This window comes from Aeoliella mucimassa (assembly GCF_007748035.1).
In the GTDB taxonomy this organism is placed as follows: Bacteria; Planctomycetota; Planctomycetia; order Pirellulales; family Lacipirellulaceae; genus Aeoliella; species Aeoliella mucimassa.
In genome coordinates this window covers 618,364-634,965 of the sequence record NZ_CP036278.1, presented here as the reverse complement: position 1 = coordinate 634,965, position 16,602 = coordinate 618,364, and the positions used below count along the sequence as shown (strand labels likewise).

The window sequence follows — 16,602 nt, the reverse complement described above, 5'->3', positions numbered from 1 at the left end:
TTCAAAAGGCTAGGCATATCTCATCGTGCTCCAGGAAAAAGTGCGGGGATTGGCCGATTCTGAACGCGAACGGCTCCGCAAGTCAACCTCAATCACCAAGAGATACGCAGCCGGCTCGGTTGCAGTTCGGGTGGAGAAGTTGGGAGATAACGGAGTGCAAAACGACTCACCCCCCCCATCGAGTATCCCACCTGGCTGGTTGCTATAATCAATAACGCTTGTGTTAGCCTACTATCTATCCTCCGCAAATCGCATGACGTCTCGTTTCTGGCAAATCTCAATTCGCGAGATTCTGATTCTTACCGTGGCCGTCGCGGCTGTCGTCGCGATGCTGGATTCGAAGCGAGGATACACGCCGAGTGAGTTCCTCACATCGCTCGACAGCAAGCAGATTATCACGAACGCTTGCGACTTGTTGGACCTTGATTACACACTATTGGTTGCCTCAAATGGTCAAGTCCAGCAGTTAAAACACAGCGCATGGCGAGAAGCCGTTTTCGAAGTACAAACCGCCGACATCGACCGATTCGTAGATCTAGTCCCCCAAGTTGCGGCTGAGTCGCTACATACGACATGCCCTCAGTACTCTGGAACTACCGCAGTTGCGATCCAACGCAGAGCTTCAATGAATGCCCGCAACTTCACCTACGATAGTAGAAAGACGCATGGTGTCGTATCCGTACGTGTCATCAAGGAGACCGATCAACGAGCCCTCGTGCTAATACGTGTCGATGAGAGCGAGGGAATAAGTCCGTAACCGATGACTGACTTTGAAGACAAGAATAGCCTATGGTACTTCAGCGATGAGTACTGCGAGACTCTCTCGGCGCAGGAACGGGAGTGTCTTAAAGTTCTTACGCAGTCCTCGTGCTCGACTCTGTGGAACAAATACGTGCCGGAGCAACACCGACACTTGATTCTAGTCGGCAATGACTCTAGTTCACTATTGACTACAGCAACATGGAACTCCAGCAGCAACACGAATGGCAACGGTTTCGTGAGCACGCGGTGGATCACTTGCGTAGCTTTGCCCATGTCGACACCACCAAGTATCGCCCTGCTGCGCAGTTTTTGATTCTCCCTTCGTTCTCCGACACTCGCTCGATCGATATTCTGCAGCAAGACAACACGCTACTGGCGTTTCATACCGTGTGGAGAACGACCACCGACCTCCCACGCTTCGCCAACCCGGTCGAACGTCTGAAGCACCTCCCGCAGCCGATACCGACCTACGAATCGGTTCCGTTAAACATCGGCGAACCAACGCTGCAGCACCTGCTTTCGGCCATCGGTGAAGTCGACCTCACATCATCGCCAACCGCGAACACCGCCAGCCTCGACGGAACATCGTACGAACTCTACGCTGGCCCCGAAACTGACAGCAAGCGACTGCGATGGCACTCCACCCTACCGCCCGAATGGAAGTCGCTGCACCCCATCTGCGAGAAGTTCCTCGCGATGGAACGGGAATCGGAGCTCTATGCGGAGTGAGGCCCTACGATGAGTGCGAAATGCACGACCACACTGCGCATGCTTTCCTGGAGTTCCCACCATCGGCTACATTGCAAGGAGTGCAGATCAGTGAACGCAACGAATGAAATGAGTACAACTCTCCTTTCGTCAAGGAAGATAGGTTACGCCATGACATCGAAGGCACATTACGGTTGGCTGAAAACCGGGGGCTGTCTGGCAACCTGCGAAGAAACGATTCCCCGGAAGTATCTGGATCACCTCTCTGGCAGTCTGGATATCTTGCTCTCGATGCGTTGGGTAGGACCGGTGCGATGCCGTCGCTCCAACAGAAAAAGCCGAGGAGTCTAGCCCCCGGCCTTTGAGTCTTTCTGGAATTGATTCAGAAGTAGAACATTCTACTTCCGCGCGGAGAAGCTCCCGCGAAAGCGGACGGCTGCGACTCACGAGCATTCCCGTGAGTATCGCTCTGAGACATACAGTCGTCGCATCATGGCAAAAACGATCGCACCAACTATCACCATGCTCGCTGTACTTGGCTCCGGAATTTGCGAGATCTTGAAACTACCTGAATTGTCAGAAGTAGGCGAGTCATAAATACGAAATTGAAGAGTAGTGCCAGCTGGCAGACCAGAAAATCCCGATATGTCGAAAATGTCGCCTAGCTCTCTGTTGAGGACTAAGCTCTCTGGTGGGGCTGCACTGCCGAATCCATTTTGCTCATCTACCTCAAGCAAAGGGAAGTATCCAAGTGAGTCGTTCCCCAAACTCAAACGCAGCCAACCAATGTCAACGAATTGTGGGTCTGAACCACCTACAGTCAGTCTCGTTGAACGTGTTCGGACAACCACTCCCGCAGCGTTCCAGTCGGCACTATAGTTGGCTCCATTATCTGAATCAAAATCTACTGTCCCTGACACTAGAGCTCGAAATGAATCAGCTGGTTCTAGGTCAACCGGGAGTACAAATGATGGCCCACTAGTTGCCGCCATCGAAGATACAGTCACTTCGGGGAGGTCGAATACAGCTCCATGTAGATGCCCGCTGAAATTAACCACAAACGCTAACGACAAAACTCTGAGAAACGTATGCATCGGTAAATTCTCCTGATGGACTGTTAGGGCAAACTATTCTTGCTGCCAACAAAAATGCCATACGCGGAAATAAGCCTGCCCCGAACGTAATCGCCAGTCTGGGGCGGCTCGAACGCACCCCACCCGCGATACGGAATGCCGAATCTAAGATCAGGACGCTAGGAAGTCAAGCAAAAATGGAAGAGCCCTGGTTTCTCGGGTTCATGGCCTTTCTGCCCTAAGCTAATGATTTCGCTTCACTGGTATTCACACCCGAGCTTCAACGGCAGACGACCGCCGATGCAGAAGAGCTGCTATTCTGGCTGGTCACTGATCTGACCTGTGCGATGGCAACCGATTGGGAGTTGCGGCACCGCATCGAAGGCGAAGACTTTCGGCGGCAGCAGTTCCGGAAACATGTAGAGCTACTCTCGTTGGTCTCCGAAGAATGGTGCCAGCGGCAATCCCAAGCATACGAGAGGATTCTCGCCGAGCATTCTTTCCGCGACTGAAGTCAGTACAAGCAGCCTCCTTCCTACCTTCCCGCACTTCTCCACTTTTTGCTTGCAATTGGAGCGGAATGTGATCTAATGTACACATGTCAACTTCACACTCCAATCCGTCTGCTAGCAGTTTGCCGGGGTCGCCTGTCGGGGCGATTCGCGAGGGTGCTAGCATTGTGCGGTGGGGGAGCCGGGGTGGTGCTTTCTTGAGTGGGGGCCTGAGAGGGATATGGTCGAGGGTGTTTCGTTGCGCGTGGTTCGCGGGGGGTTTTGCCCCCGTTTGGTTGGGGGTGGGGCGAAACGCTCTGGGGCGGATTTTGGTGGCTCGCGGCAACTTATTTGTTCCTAAGTACTTACGACGACCGTGGGGAGAGCGGCGGCGAGAATAAAGCCCCCACGAATCGATTTTGGGCTTTTGGGGGCACATCGACGGTGGCTCGGAGGCCATGCGAGCGGGCGTTGTTCGACCCACCGCTGGCAGTTCCGATGGCAGTTCCGCGCGAGGTGCGGCTAGCGGCGATAAATCGCTGTAGACGCTCGGCCGATGCTTCTGCTATGGTCCTGCCGCCTGTTTCTCTGCCGGGTTTGGTTCGGCGTGGAAACATTCCTTTTCCGAACGCTTTCGAAGCATCCAACTGTTTATCGCAAATACTAGCCAACTGCAAAAACTGGTATGACTTTTCCACGATTACTGCTGTCGGCGTTGCTTGTTCCGCTCGTCGGCTGCACGACCGTTCCCAAATACATGCAAGCGTTTCAACGCAGCGAGAAAACCACCTTTCACACCGCCTCGATGCGGGTGGATGCCGTGCGGGCGTACCGCTCGAAGGCCACCGGTGGCGACACGCCCGACCAGCAACAGATCGTTACGCAGCTAGCCCAGCAGATTCAGGTAGAGCCGGATCCGCTGGTGCGAGTGGCGATTATCGACACGCTGGCCGCGTTCCGCACGCCGCAGGCGGCCACGGTGATCGAGCTTGGGCTGGGGGACGAGGACGTGGATGTTCGTCGGCACTGCTGTCGAGCGCTCGGCGAGCGAGGCGACCCGGCCGGCGTGCCAGTGCTAGCTCGGGTGATCAACAGCGAGCCCGACTTGAACGTTCGCGTTGCCGCGGTCGATGCGTTGGGCGAGATTAACTCCCCGGATGCGTACACCGCGCTGGCTGTGGCGATGGAGGATCGTGATCCCGCGCTGCAATACGCGGGGGTGAAGAGTATGAAGTCGATTAGCGGGCAGGACTTCGGCGGCCGCGTCGAAAGCTATCTGCAATACGCCCGCGGGCAAACGCCGACCAACACCGAAAGCGACGAGATCTCGGTGGCAGGTCGGGTGCGCGACATGATGCCGTTCTAAAGGCGAAGAGAGGAACTCTCGCTTCGGATCATGGTTAGGGACAACAAAACGATGTGTCGCCCACCTGTTGGGTGGTTGATCGCTGCTTAGAGCTAGCCTTATTGGGTGGGGTAATCCACCGAATGGCTGTCGGCTATATGCGGATTGATCTTGTTAGTGGACATGTTTTTTTGACGTCGGACTTCCGAGAGTTTGCGTGCTAGCACAACGGCTTCCCGGCTAAGCTGAGTAAGCTGGGCGAACGAGTTGTACCGAGCGAGTAGCAAGGAGCGTCATCAAGCCGAAATGCCGCGAGCCATCCGGAGAACCGGATTTAGCTGGCTGGAGTTTCGGGGGTCGTCACCCGATACAGTGTGCAAGGGGGCCGGCGAGGTTCTCGCGTCCATTGCATGGACTGCTGTCAGGCGACAAGGTGTCGTCTATCGGATACGACTTACGCAAGCGGGGGGGAACGGTGCGCACCAAACTGTGTACTGTAGATGTGGAGCGTACGCACGGTTGGAGTCGCGGACGGGCCATTCGTGTGGTTCTGACGCTGACACTGGTGCTGGGAACAACTCCGCTGACAGCCGACACGTACCGGATCGATAAACCGACCACACTGAGCCCGAATGCTGGCACTCGAAGTGCGAAAGGGCTGCCGGTCGAAACGCTCGGCGCCGTGCATGGACTCGACCTGAGCGCGCCGGCCAAGGCGAAGCTGCCGGTGCTGAAGATGCCGGTCGCCAAAACGCCAACGCTGGCACCGCCGGCGCAAGCGGATACGTCGGACGAGTTGACGCTGAGCATGCCAGCACTGATTGCCCCGCAGATCGACGCCCCGCGGGTTGCCCAGCTTCCCGCAACCGCCGAGCCGAGTAGTGAGCAGCCGACCGAGGTCGAGCCAGCCGCGCCGTTGCAATTGGAGCCTGAGCAGAGCGACGAGCAAGAGAGCACGCCGGAGGAATTCAAACCGGCCTGGCGGTCGCCGAAGCAACTGAGCACCGAAGAAGAATCGGCCGAGCATACGCCTGCTCCGCTGAAAGAGGTGCTGCCGAGCGATGAGTCGACCACCGAAGCGACTCCGATCGACGAGCCCAAACATACCGAACTGCAACCGCCGAAGCGCAACACACAAGAAGCGGATGAGCCGCCGATTGCTTCGTTCGAAGTGTCGGACGACCTCGACCAGCAGGACGACGAACCGACCGCGGAAGAGTCGCCCCGCACCCGCGTGGTCGACATCAAACCTCAACCAGTCAAACAACTGCCGCCGCTGACTCGCAATCAGATTTACTTGCGTAACAAAATGCGACGGGTGCTGACCTATTACTATCGCCAGATGCTGAACACCGAAGAGCACGACTCGTGGAAAGTGATGCACAACATGCTCGCTTTCGAACTGCACAGCCAGGTGCGGGTGGGTGGTCCGAACGGCCAGGCAATGACCTCGGTCGGCTGGCTCTGCTACAACAACGACTGTGCTGGCCATCGCATCATGGCACTCAGCGACCAAGGCCTGCCGCACGGCGTGTACGGCGTTGGCAAAGAGGGTCACTCGGGGCAGTTCCTGTCGATGCTCGCCCAGTGCAACGTCGACCCGAACTATCCGATCCGCGTCGAAGGCAAAGAGTTCACCATCCACGACCTGATCGCAGGCGAGCAGAAGACCTGCCAGCCGAACAGCGAGCTGAGCTTCAAACTGATTGCACTGATGCACTACTTGCCTTCGGATACGACCTGGGTGAACGAACGGGGCGAGGTCTGGAGCATCGAGCGGCTGGTCGAGGAAGAACTCGCCCAGCCGATTCGCGGCGTCGCCTGCGGTGGTACCCACCGCTTGAACGGGCTCAGCCTGGCAGTGAAGCAGCGGGAAGCCCGCGGCGAACCGATGGACGGAGTCTGGCTCAAGGCCAAGAACTTCACCAATCAATACGAGCAGTACTGCTATCGCCTGCAGAACAACGACGGCAGCTTCAGCACCGAGTGGTTCCGCGGCCCTGGCGACGAGAAGAGCATCGACCGCCGGTGTCGGACCACGGGGCACCTGACCGAGTGGGTTCTGTATCACGTGCCCGACAAGAAACTCGACTCGTACCGCGTGGTGAAAGCGGTGAACTACCTGACCAACCTGCTCTACAGCAACTCGAGCAACGAGTGGGAAACCGGCGCGTTGTGCCATGCCCTGCATGCGTTGACCGAGTACGACACCCGCAAGTTCCAACCCTACGACGAGCAGGCCAAGGCGGCCCAAGCACAGTCGGGGGGCAACTCGGTAAGCCGCCAGAACAACTCGGCCACCAGAAGGTAGTGGGACCGCTAGCGGTCGGGTTTGGGATTGATTGTCGCTTGCCAAACCATGAGCTACACTAAGGAAGCAGCGTCGCTGGGTTCTGTGCCCCCGCTGCATAATTAGGAAGTTCAAGATTATCGATCCCCGGCAACCGGTCGTTGTCAGGGGAGTTTGGCGGCGGACCTGCATGGCAAAGTTCAGCGAACAACTGCAATCGTTCTGCGACCTGGCATTACGCCTGGCAGAGCTGCATGATGTGGACGCCGTGCTGTTTGTGTTCGAGCGGCCAACCGACTGGAAACAGCTGCAAAAAGCGGTATCTAAGTCGAATGTGGTCATCGCCGGCGATACCGAGGAAGTCGTCGCCGGTGCGGCCGACGAGGGCTTCGACACCATTGTGCTAAACATGCCGGCCGACGCTCCCACCTACGAGCGGCTCACCCAAGCCCTGCTCGAGGGCGTTGCCGAGGAGTTCTTCCCCGAAGGTGCCTCGGTCGTAGCGGCCTACAGCGGCTTCGAGGCCGGGCCGATCGACTCGGTCAGCCTGATCAAGCTCGACGAGCACCTCGGCCGACTCACGGTTCGCGACCTCCGGCAGCTCAAAACGAAAGTACCGGTCGAAACGATTAAACTGGTCGTCGACCTGGCGGTGGAAATCGGTCGCGAAGGCCGCGAAGGCAAGCCGGTCGGCTCGCTGTTCGTCGTCGGCGATCACCGCAAGTGCATGGAGTTCGCCCGCCCGATGGGCTTCGACCCCGTCAAAGGCTACACCCGCCAGGAACGCCGACTGACCGACGCCAAGGTGCGGGAAGGGGTGAAAGAGATCGCCCAAATGGACGGCGCGTTCGTCGTTGCCGCCGATGGTACCGTGGTCGCGTCGGCCCAGCACCTGGCTGCCCCGAACACGCCCGACCTCACCCTCTCCAAAGGGCTCGGCGCCCGCCATTGGGCCGCCGCTCAAGTGACCAAAGCCACCGGCGCGATTGCCGTGGCCGTGAGCGAGTCGAACGGCACCGTCCGCGTGTTCCAGGATGGCGAAGTGAAGCTCCGCATCGAGCCGTTCCGCCGCGCGATGAAGTGGAAGTCGTTCGACACCGACGGCCCCACCTAGCACCGCGGCCAGCAGCCAACGAGCGACGCCCGCGGGTTTCGAGTTCGTAGTCATCATTCGGCTCCTCGGCATTTCGTTTCTTGCGTCAGGCGGCACCATGGACCGGCGACCCTTTCTCACTCGTCAACAATCTCGCGAAATCGATCGCATCGCGATCCACAACTACTGCATGCACGGGCTCGTGCTCATGGAGAACGCCGGGCGCGGGTGCGTCGACCTGCTCGAGCAGCTCGGCATCGCCGGCCCGATCTCCATCCTCTGCGGCAAAGGCAACAACGGTGGCGACGGATTCGTCATGGCTCGCCACCTGGCGATTCGCGGCCACGAAGTGCAGGTGCTGCTCGTTCCGCCGGCCGCCGAACTGACGGGCGACGCGCAAGCCAACTACGAGATCCTGCACCGCGCGGGGTTGCGGATCGTGCACCTGGCCGCCGAAGGAGGCCCGGCCGCCCTGCCCGACGCACTCGACTACGCGAGCCACCGCTGCGACTGGTTGGTCGACTGCCTACTCGGCACCGGCGCAACCGGCTCGCCGCGACCGCCGTACGACTCGATCATCGAGTGGATGAACGCCGAACCAGCCAAACGCCTGGCGATCGACGTCCCCAGCGGCCTCGATTGCGACACCGGTCGGCCATCGCCGACCACCGTGCAAGCGACCGCCACCGCGACGTTCGTCACCAGCAAAATCGGCTACCAGCAACCAACCGCCCTCCCCTACCTGGGCGAGGTACACGTGATCGACATCGGCATCCCCCCGATCATCCTGCAACAAGTCGCCGACCAGCCGAGCGAGCAGTAGCCGACCGGATCGAGCGCGGAATCCCATCAACGCACAGTAGCGAACGCCCACGCCGGCACCCTCCACCTGCGCGTCGCTAGAAGTTGAACATGAAAACAAACATCACATCTCGATCACCTCCAATCATCAAAAAAGCCAACAGCCGATAGCCTCAATTAACCTGTTCATTAGAACATCACAGGTGGCCATTTTCCAGCGAAAACTGCCACATCCAGAAAAATCGTTTAGCCCGTAGCCGAAGGCGATGGTTGGCGATGTGGTATGAGCAACGAGTACGATTCCTCGCGAAGAGCCGCGGAGCATTTGGGTACCACCGACAGCTGGACGCCCAACGAGTGGCCACTTCACAAAACGTACGACGCCCAGCTGTCAGTGGGCGAAGCCCAAGAGGTCGTGAGGCAACCCCAACCGTGACGATCTGGTTCATCCGTGGCTGGAAGCGACTAGAAGGGTAACGTCGTCCAGAAGTAGAATTTAGCACCGGCGAGCTCGACGGGCCAAAACGCCCCCCCTGGCAAGTGAATACCAATGGAATGTACCGGCAAGCAACCAATCACAATAGCCGACAGCTTTGATTACCCATTCATTTGATCACTAACGATAGTTACTCCCCTGCAACACCTGTGCCCCCCATTACCTGCCATTTATCAGCATTGTCAGGAACACTAGTAAGAGCAAGACTAAAACTACTAGCACAATAGCTGTGAAGATGTAATCCATCGCATCACTCTTCGTTGAGTGATTCAGCATTTTCTTCGGTATTATGCCCCTTCTTCGTGTTGACTCTGAAGATGAAGGATATGTGCTAGTAATCGATGGATGCTTTGAGTGGCTTCGCACGGGCGGAGCGGATGTTCCAGATTGCTCACGATTGCTATGTGGAGCTTTCTCGACCAGAACAGGAACTTCCTCATCTAATGGCCCCGGCCCAGATCCGCCACTATACATCAATCCCCTATTCAGGAAATCCGCTACCAACCCCGCCGATAACTCACTTCCATCTTCGTAGCCACGTCTTCGCAACTCTTCCACTCCCTCAAGAGATACTTGGAATGTTGACATCGCATTGTTCTGTCGTCTACGTACATAGTATCCGCCGTCCGTCTCTCTACGATGGAGTTTTGGCATGCGAGAAAGTACCTGTATACCCAAAAGAACAGTCAGCAAGCATCGAACTCTGCTGCAGAACTCAACGACCAATCCGTCCAGCCTCTACGAACTTAGATTTCGCTAGTGACTCTCTTCTTGATCCTTGCGTGTCGAATACCCCACAGACTTGTGATGAAGTGAAAATCGGCAATACCAATACGGTGCCTACAGTGATGAGGATCTACTTCTGGCGTGAGGACCATTCTACCGCCCACAGTCTTGAGTGGGGAATTGACTGAAGTCAAGTGAAGAAGAGTTCAATTTTTGTCCGAGTTTTCTCCTATCGCCCCATTGTTCCCGTACCATCCTACTTCAAGTAGCAATAGCAATGAAACGGTTTGTTTTGCCTTATACCCCACCAGAATGTATCTAACGTGTTTCTCCCCATCGTCCAACTTCTGACCGACATAGATTTTGAGACATGGCCTAGGCGATCAAGTTGCTACTCAACCAAGCGATAAACATCGAACGTGCTCAGGCCTCGAGAATGGCCCCCTTTGAATGTTCGGCCACCTTGGAAAGCGATGGGTACCACTCCACAATACATGGCACGCTAGCCCCCCCTATTACCCCGACACCCTACCCCGCTTAGCTGCGGAAGAGTTGGCGGAAGAAGTTTTGCATGCCGGTGCGTTGTTCGAGGATCGATAGGTTGTAGAACTCCGCGTAGCCGCAGCGGTCGCAGCTTACCGCGAGAAAGTCCTTGGCCAGCATGCGGCCGTGGCCGTGGCCGGTGCCGCGGCCTTCGATGCGTTCGAGTACCGACTCGTCGTGCCCGCACTTCGCGCAGCGGTACTGTTCGATGAAGCGGAGCGAGTCGGTTTCACTAAGCTGGCTGTTGCTCGAATCGCTGAGCATATCGGTCGCGAGATTCGCGGCGCGGCTGCAGCCGCACTTCCAGCAAGCGTCGAATTGATCCTCTAGCAACTCTCGGCATTGATTGCATTGCCACATCGTCGTGCTCCCAGAAACTTTCGCCCAGGTGACCAGCAGGTCGCTATTAATTCGCTGCGTCTGTTATGTTCGCTGGGCATGGCTCCAGCTTGCCTTGATTTTAACGAAATCCGCCAGCGACTACCTACTCATTTAATACTACCTCGCAAACCAGCCTGTAGTCGCCTATTTCCGCTGGCGCGGAGGGGGTGTCGCGCGGCGGCTGCGGGGCACTCTCCCCAGTCAAACCGAGGAAAACAGGAGCGACCTCGAAAATTCCGCTTGCCTCCCCCTTGGTGTATCACTATATTAATACACATGGGCACCTCACCTCACCAATTCGACATCGCCCCCTCGAGCGGCGTACCGATCTATCGACAGATTGTCGACCAGGTGATTGCCCTCGTGGCCGGCGGGCGGCTTACGCCTGGCGATTTCCTGCCAAGCGTTCGTCAGGTAGCCCAAACGGCCGACGTTAATCCCATGACGGTCAGCAAAGCCTACGGCCTGCTCGAGGCCGAGGGGGTGGTCGAGCGGGTCCGCGGCCAAGGGATGTGCGTATCGGCGAGCGCCGCTAGCGGTCCCCTCGCCGAGCGGCGGAAGCAAGCCCAGGAGCTGCTCGCGCCGGCCATCCACCGCGCTCGCCTGCTAGGGCTGACCGACAAACAAATTCGTGCGTTGTTCGATGCGACTCTCAAGGACTCTTCCCCATGAACGATACCGCTCGATTCCCCGTGATTGCCGACCGACTGTCGAAGAGCTTCACGGACAAGCCGGTGCTGACGAATCTCGACCTGGCCATCGAGCCAGGCACGGTGCTCGGGCTGCTCGGGGCAAATGGCTCGGGCAAGACCACGCTCATCAAGTGCCTGCTCGGCTTGCTCCGCCCTAGCGGCGGACAGGCAACCGTGTTTGGCGACCCCGCGTGGGACCTCTCGGCTGCTACGAAAGAACGCATCGGTTACGTTCCGCAGGAGGTAGCGACCTACCCCTGGATGCGGGTGCGGCATGTCATCGACTACACGGCCGCGTTCTATCCGAAGTGGAACCGGCAACTCGTGGCCGACCTGTGCCAACGATGGCGATTGCCGCTCGACGATCGTTCGGGCACGCTTTCGGTCGGTCAGCTTCAAACGCTTGGTATCGTGCTCGCGATGGGTCACGAGCCGGAGCTGTTGATCCTCGACGAACCGGTCGCGAGTCTCGACCCCAGCGCGCGGCGGGAGTTTCTGCGGATGCTGATCGACCTGGTGGACCACCCCAACCGAACGGTGCTGTTCAGCACGCACATTACCAGCGACCTCGAGCGGGTCGCCAGCAAGATTGCTTTGCTCCGCGAAGGACATATCGAGTTCTGTGGCGACCTTGATCTGCTGAAGGATCGCGTGAAGCGGTTGCGGATCATGGCCGACCACGACTTGCCAGCGAGCTTCGGCATTGCGGGCGCGCTGTCGTGTCAGGTGGATGGGCGGATGGCCGTGGCCACGGTGGCGGACCTTTCGCCGGACGATATCGAAGCGATTCGCACTACCTGGAAGGCCGACGTTACGGTCAGCGACCTGAACCTGGAAGAGATCTTCGTAGAGTTGCACGAGCATAACGCCCCGCGACTCGCCGAGACCGAATTGACGGGAGCCATCGGATGATCGACCAATGCCTTGCGGTACTGCATACCTACACCACCCGGCGAATGCTAATGCTGGCGCTCGCGGTCGGGGGGATTTTTGAAACAGCGATGCTGATCATGATGACCGGCGGGTCGGGCCCGCCCGACAAACACATGAATGGCCTGACTGGCATGAACCAGCTGGGCTTGCCACTGATGCTCGGCGGTTTCCTGATCGCGGTGCAGGCGAAGTTCCAGTTCGTGCACCCACGCGCCCGACTAATGCCAAACTACCGCGCGCCGCACCTCGCAGTGCTGGTGCTACTGCTAACCTGCCTGGGGGTAGTGCTGCCCTTGCTCGTGAGTGCCTGCGGGCAGCATGCGGTGCTTGGCATACTCGCATTCAGTTGGTTATTCCTGGCGATAGTGATCTGGCAGATGCAGACCATGAGCGGGGTGATGACGATTGTGTCGTTGGCCCTCTACTTCAGCTTCTTCAATGCAACAGCTGCTTACTTCTGGATGGCCGACGACGCTGCGCTGCTGTGGCCGCGGATCGGATTGATGCTCGTCGGCCTGACTGGCATCGTCGCCTGGTTCTGGCGGCTGACACAAATGCGCGAGCAAGATAGCGACTACCTGGTCCCAGTGCAGTCGGGCTTTACGCAGCAGTCGCGAATGGAGAAGTCGGAAGGCCGGCAACTGATCTCACGCTGGGTGACGCGGCGTCCGCTGATGCGGTGGATCACCGACAGCTGGCACGACCGCCTGGCAACTATCTCGACGCCCGACGAGGCAACCCGCCCGCGACTGCTTCGCTACGGCATGGGCATGATGCCGGCTCCGGTGATGGCAGTGAATGTTCTGCTGATCGTTCTTGCGATTACCACTGTGCAAACCTTTATCGTAGGCAGCATGAACCAAGGCGATTCCGGCGCAAGCAAAATCACCATGCTGCTCGCGACGCAGGGTGCAATTTTCTGTGCGATGGCACCTATGTTTGCCAGCCAGGCGATTGCAATCCGTCGGACACGCTTGGGGCAAGACCTGCTCTTACCGCTACGTCGCGAAGCACTAGTCGACGGATTGCTGCGTCAGTTCGTCCTGCTAGTACTTTGGGCGATCGTACCGATGGCAGCGATGGTGCTGGCGACCACCATGGCGTTTGCCCCCGAACAACTTACTGCACGCAACATCGCAGCGGCACTGATCACCGGCCTGGCGATGCAACCGCTGCTCGTTGGGTTGCCATTCCGCTTCTCGCTAATCAGTTCTGGTTTGAAGCGGCTGGTGCTCATGATACTCACGTTGTACCTGTTGTTTGGTATCGCAGCGGGCGTGTTCTTGTCGCTAAAGTTTGTTGGATACGCAATGGGAATCTGCTTGGCCGCCGCGGTGGTGGTGGTCGGTTTGCTCAGCGTGCGGTGGGCGCGATCGGTTTGGCTTGCCGCCGAACTCGGCTAAACAGGCTTTATCACAAAAAATTCTTGCAGGTGTCAATCGATCAGCCGTGCCTGGGTGTACCCCCAGGATAGGGCATCGCACACAACACACACCTTGCTGCTAGGCATTGCTCGCCCTACGCCATAAGTACCGCTCTCTGCGGTAAATGCACGGCTACCGACTGGCAAATACCCACACCCGCATTCTCAAGTATTGCGGGTTCCCTATCGAATTCATGATTGGGCGAGAACTTTCCTCAATTCAAGGTATGGTTGTGCAGTCAGGTTGCTCTTCCTAACGATGCATCCCTGGGGGGGGCAGCAACGGTCTTTCATCGATCGACTCGAAACGTCAGGCTAGAATGCTGTTTTTTTATTCCGGCCTCTTGTACGATGTCCAAAGTCAGTCGTTACATTGTTGGGTGCCTGGCCATCACGCTTATCGCCCGCGCATACGAAGCATTGTTTCCGAGGACTAAACTATGCCTGTTGTTGAATCACGAGACCTCTCTCGAACGAGAACCAACACACAGGGTCAGGTTCAAGACGAAGCCCTCCTGCAAGAAATGCTCGGGTCGATCCAAGACCATGCCATCTTCATGCTCAATGCTTATGGCAAGGTGCGAACTTGGAACGACACCGCGAAGAAGCTTAAGGGATACGAAGCCGACGAAATCATTGGCAAGCACTTCTCGCTATTTTTTACCCCTGAAGATATCGCTGCGGGAATTCCGGAAGTCGAACTCGAACAGGCGCGCAAAACGGGTAAATTCGAGAACGAAGGTTGGCGAGTACGCAAAGATGGTTCCCAGTTCTGGGCGCTCGTGGGACTTTCGGCCGTCTACGATTCGTTGGGGCAGATTACCGGGTTTTGCAAGGTCACCCAGGATATTACCCACCGCAAGCAACAAGAAGACGCACTGCGCGACGCCAAGTACCGGTTGCAAGGCATCTACGACAGCTGCAGTCACTTAGTCGGCCTGCTCGACATCGATGGCACCGTGGTCGACGCGAACCGAGCTGCTCTGCAGCTCTTAGAGGTCCCGCCGGAAGAGGTTTATGGCAAACACTTCAGCGATACTCCGTGGATCTCTCACTCCCCCGAATTACAAGACCGCGTCCGCAAGGCCATCGAGCAGGCTGCCGCTGGACAGGTGATGAATCTCGCCGCGGACCATCCCATGAAGGATGGCACGCTGGTGCACATCGACCTGCGCATTACACCGGTGTTCTCGGACGATGGCGAGGTGATCTATCTGATTCCCGAAGGGGTCGATGTCACCGAACGGATCGAGCAAGAACGCAAGATTCAGGGATACATCGAAGAGTTGGAGAACCGCAATCGCAAGTTGCGGGAAATGTCGCAGCTTATCCACCTGAGCCACGATGCGATTCTGTCCTGGGAACCAGGGGGTACGATTCGCAGTTGGAACCAGGGGGCTGCCAGCTTATATGGCTACAGCAAGCAAGAGGCCATCGGCACCCGGCCTCACGAACTTTTGCGGGCGGTCCAAACTATATCTGGAGAACAAGTTGAAGATCAGGTGATGCAGCAAGGTCACTGGGGCGGCCGCATGATTCACCGCACCAAGGACGGGGAGGAAATCGAAGTATTTAGCCGTCAGCAACTCATGCATCTTGGCGAGACCAAGGTGATTCTTGAAACCAATCGCGACCTTCGAGAATGGCGTCAAGTGGTTGACCTCAAGGGGCTCAACGAGAAGCTTAAGCAGAGCAATCAGGAACTCGAGCAATTTGCCTACATCGCTTCTCACGACCTGCAAGAGCCGCTCCGCAAGATCACTGCGTACGCAGAGCTTATCGAAGAAGATGAACACACCATACTCAGCAGCGACAGCAAGAGTTACCTAAAAACTGTGCTGAGCGGAGCCCGTCGGCTTCAACACCTGATCACCGATCTGCTACAATACTCGCGAATCACTTCCCGCGGAAAGGCTTTTTCCAAGGTCGACCCCGGCGAGTGCTTACGAGCGGTGATCGAATCGCTCGAGCTTCGCATCAAAGAACTCGGCGCAATAATCACTTATGACGAACTACCGGTAATTCACGCGGACGAGAGCCAGCTGATTTTGCTGTTACAAAACCTCATCAGCAATGCCCTTAAATACCGATCGGACCAGCCTCCCAAGATTCACATCGCTGCGAAAAAGACATCCGAAGGGTTTGAGTTTTCAGTCAAAGACAACGGTATTGGCATCGAGCCCCAGTACCGGGAACAAATCTTCGAGATTTTCAAACGACTTCACGCGAGACGCGAGCGCGAAGGGGGAACCGGCATCGGCCTGGCCAACTGCCGGCGGATTGTGCAGCGACTTGGGGGACAAATCTGGGTCGAGTCGACCCCAGGCGAAGGAAGCACTTTCCACTTTACCGTGAAACAGTAGCGACACGAAGGATACTACATGTCTATGAACCGAGTCCGTCCCGTTCGAGTGCTGCTGGTCGAAGACGACGAGGAAGATGTCGTGCTGATCAAAAAAACGCTCGAACGCGATCGGCTTCTCATCGAGTTCCATCACGCTTGCGACGGGGTCGATGCGATGTCGCACTTGCACGACTCCAATGAGAACCCCAAATCGCACCTGCCCGATCTGATTCTGCTCGACTTGAACATGCCGCGGATGGATGGGCGCGAGGTACTGCGGCAATGCAGCGAAGATCCCAAACTCCGCTCGATTCCGATCGTCGTATTCACCAGCTCCGATGACGAACGCGACGTGCTCGAAAGTTACAATCTCAAGGCCAGTAGTTTCGTGAGCAAGCCAGTCGACCTGGCACAGTTTCGTAACGTGCTCCGTGAAATCGGCGAGTATTGGTTCTGCATCGTAAGGCTTCCTCCGGTGACCGGAGCCGCTACCTGAGAAAC

Annotated in this window: 13 protein-coding genes; 12 read left to right on the top strand and 1 reads right to left on the bottom strand. The window is 57.4% G+C overall.

The genetic code is table 11. The annotated features are described in order from the left end of the window. The first annotated feature begins 253 nt into the window (after positions 1 to 253). The 7 genes from Pan181_RS02605 to Pan181_RS02575 all read left to right on the top strand — a co-directional run bounded on the left by Pan181_RS02605 (position 254) and on the right by Pan181_RS02575 (position 8,585). Entirely contained in the window at positions 254 to 757 is a 504-nt protein-coding gene (locus tag Pan181_RS02605) for a hypothetical protein (RefSeq protein ID WP_145245350.1), read from the top strand. Positions 758 to 960: 203 nt separating this feature from the next. Beyond that, positions 961 to 1,491, top strand: coding sequence for a hypothetical protein (locus Pan181_RS02600; RefSeq protein WP_145245349.1), 531 nt, complete (start codon positions 961 to 963; stop codon positions 1,489 to 1,491). Between the two features lie 1,312 nt (positions 1,492 to 2,803). Next, positions 2,804 to 3,055: an Imm63 family immunity protein gene (locus tag Pan181_RS26920; protein ID WP_145251952.1), complete on the top strand. Its 252-nt coding sequence runs from the start codon at positions 2,804 to 2,806 to the stop codon at positions 3,053 to 3,055. A gap of 664 nt (positions 3,056 to 3,719) precedes the next feature. Further along, on the top strand, positions 3,720 to 4,400 hold the full coding sequence (locus tag Pan181_RS02590; RefSeq protein ID WP_145245348.1) for a HEAT repeat domain-containing protein: 681 nt from the start codon (positions 3,720 to 3,722) through the stop codon (positions 4,398 to 4,400). Positions 4,401 to 4,881: 481 nt separating this feature from the next. Then, positions 4,882 to 6,690 carry a hypothetical protein gene (locus Pan181_RS02585; protein WP_145245347.1) on the top strand — a complete coding sequence of 603 codons (1,809 nt, stop codon included), beginning with the start codon at positions 4,882 to 4,884 and terminating at the stop codon, positions 6,688 to 6,690. Positions 6,691 to 6,859: 169 nt separating this feature from the next. Beyond that, positions 6,860 to 7,783: a DNA integrity scanning protein DisA nucleotide-binding domain protein gene (locus Pan181_RS02580; protein ID WP_145245346.1), complete on the top strand. Its 924-nt coding sequence runs from the start codon at positions 6,860 to 6,862 to the stop codon at positions 7,781 to 7,783. A 97-nt stretch (positions 7,784 to 7,880) separates the two neighbouring features. After that, positions 7,881 to 8,585, top strand: coding sequence for an NAD(P)H-hydrate epimerase (locus Pan181_RS02575; RefSeq protein WP_145245345.1), 705 nt, complete (start codon positions 7,881 to 7,883; stop codon positions 8,583 to 8,585). Between the two features lie 1,737 nt (positions 8,586 to 10,322). Here the strand turns inward: Pan181_RS02575 and Pan181_RS02570 are convergent. Beyond that, on the bottom strand, positions 10,323 to 10,688 hold the full coding sequence (locus Pan181_RS02570) for a zinc ribbon domain-containing protein (RefSeq protein WP_145245344.1): 366 nt from the start codon (positions 10,686 to 10,688) through the stop codon (positions 10,323 to 10,325). Positions 10,689 to 10,985: 297 nt separating this feature from the next. Between Pan181_RS02570 and Pan181_RS02565 the strand changes: the two genes are divergently transcribed. From Pan181_RS02565 to Pan181_RS02545, 5 genes are all read left to right on the top strand, one after another. Further along, positions 10,986 to 11,381, top strand: coding sequence for a GntR family transcriptional regulator (locus tag Pan181_RS02565; RefSeq protein WP_145245343.1), 396 nt, complete (start codon positions 10,986 to 10,988; stop codon positions 11,379 to 11,381). After that, positions 11,378 to 12,313: an ABC transporter ATP-binding protein gene (locus tag Pan181_RS02560; RefSeq protein ID WP_145245342.1), complete on the top strand. Its 936-nt coding sequence runs from the start codon at positions 11,378 to 11,380 to the stop codon at positions 12,311 to 12,313. Before Pan181_RS02565 ends, Pan181_RS02560 begins: the two co-directional genes overlap by 4 nt. Further along, the gene (locus Pan181_RS02555; RefSeq protein ID WP_145245341.1) at positions 12,310 to 13,737 is read left to right on the top strand and encodes a hypothetical protein; all 1,428 of its coding nucleotides are present in this window, start codon (positions 12,310 to 12,312) and stop codon (positions 13,735 to 13,737) included. Before Pan181_RS02560 ends, Pan181_RS02555 begins: the two co-directional genes overlap by 4 nt. 460 nt (positions 13,738 to 14,197) lie before the next feature. After that, positions 14,198 to 16,120: a PAS domain-containing sensor histidine kinase gene (locus tag Pan181_RS02550; RefSeq protein ID WP_145245340.1), complete on the top strand. Its 1,923-nt coding sequence runs from the start codon at positions 14,198 to 14,200 to the stop codon at positions 16,118 to 16,120. Between the two features lie 18 nt (positions 16,121 to 16,138). Continuing rightward, entirely contained in the window at positions 16,139 to 16,597 is a 459-nt protein-coding gene (locus tag Pan181_RS02545; RefSeq protein ID WP_197528848.1) for a response regulator, read from the top strand. The last annotated feature ends 5 nt before the right edge of the window (positions 16,598 to 16,602 follow it).

Coding starts and splice junctions, on each gene's coding strand:
- Pan181_RS02605 (WP_145245350.1), top strand. CDS start 254: ATGACGTCTCGTTTCTGGCAAATCTCAATTCGCGAGATTCTGATTCTT.
- Pan181_RS02600 (WP_145245349.1), top strand. CDS start 961: ATGGAACTCCAGCAGCAACACGAATGGCAACGGTTTCGTGAGCACGCG.
- Pan181_RS02590 (WP_145245348.1), top strand. CDS start 3,720: ATGACTTTTCCACGATTACTGCTGTCGGCGTTGCTTGTTCCGCTCGTC.
- Pan181_RS02580 (WP_145245346.1), top strand. CDS start 6,860: ATGGCAAAGTTCAGCGAACAACTGCAATCGTTCTGCGACCTGGCATTA.
- Pan181_RS02575 (WP_145245345.1), top strand. CDS start 7,881: ATGGACCGGCGACCCTTTCTCACTCGTCAACAATCTCGCGAAATCGAT.
- Pan181_RS02570 (WP_145245344.1), bottom strand. CDS start 10,688: ATGTGGCAATGCAATCAATGCCGAGAGTTGCTAGAGGATCAATTCGAC.
- Pan181_RS02565 (WP_145245343.1), top strand. CDS start 10,986: ATGGGCACCTCACCTCACCAATTCGACATCGCCCCCTCGAGCGGCGTA.
- Pan181_RS02560 (WP_145245342.1), top strand. CDS start 11,378: ATGAACGATACCGCTCGATTCCCCGTGATTGCCGACCGACTGTCGAAG.
- Pan181_RS02555 (WP_145245341.1), top strand. CDS start 12,310: ATGATCGACCAATGCCTTGCGGTACTGCATACCTACACCACCCGGCGA.
- Pan181_RS02550 (WP_145245340.1), top strand. CDS start 14,198: ATGCCTGTTGTTGAATCACGAGACCTCTCTCGAACGAGAACCAACACA.
- Pan181_RS02545 (WP_197528848.1), top strand. CDS start 16,139: ATGTCTATGAACCGAGTCCGTCCCGTTCGAGTGCTGCTGGTCGAAGAC.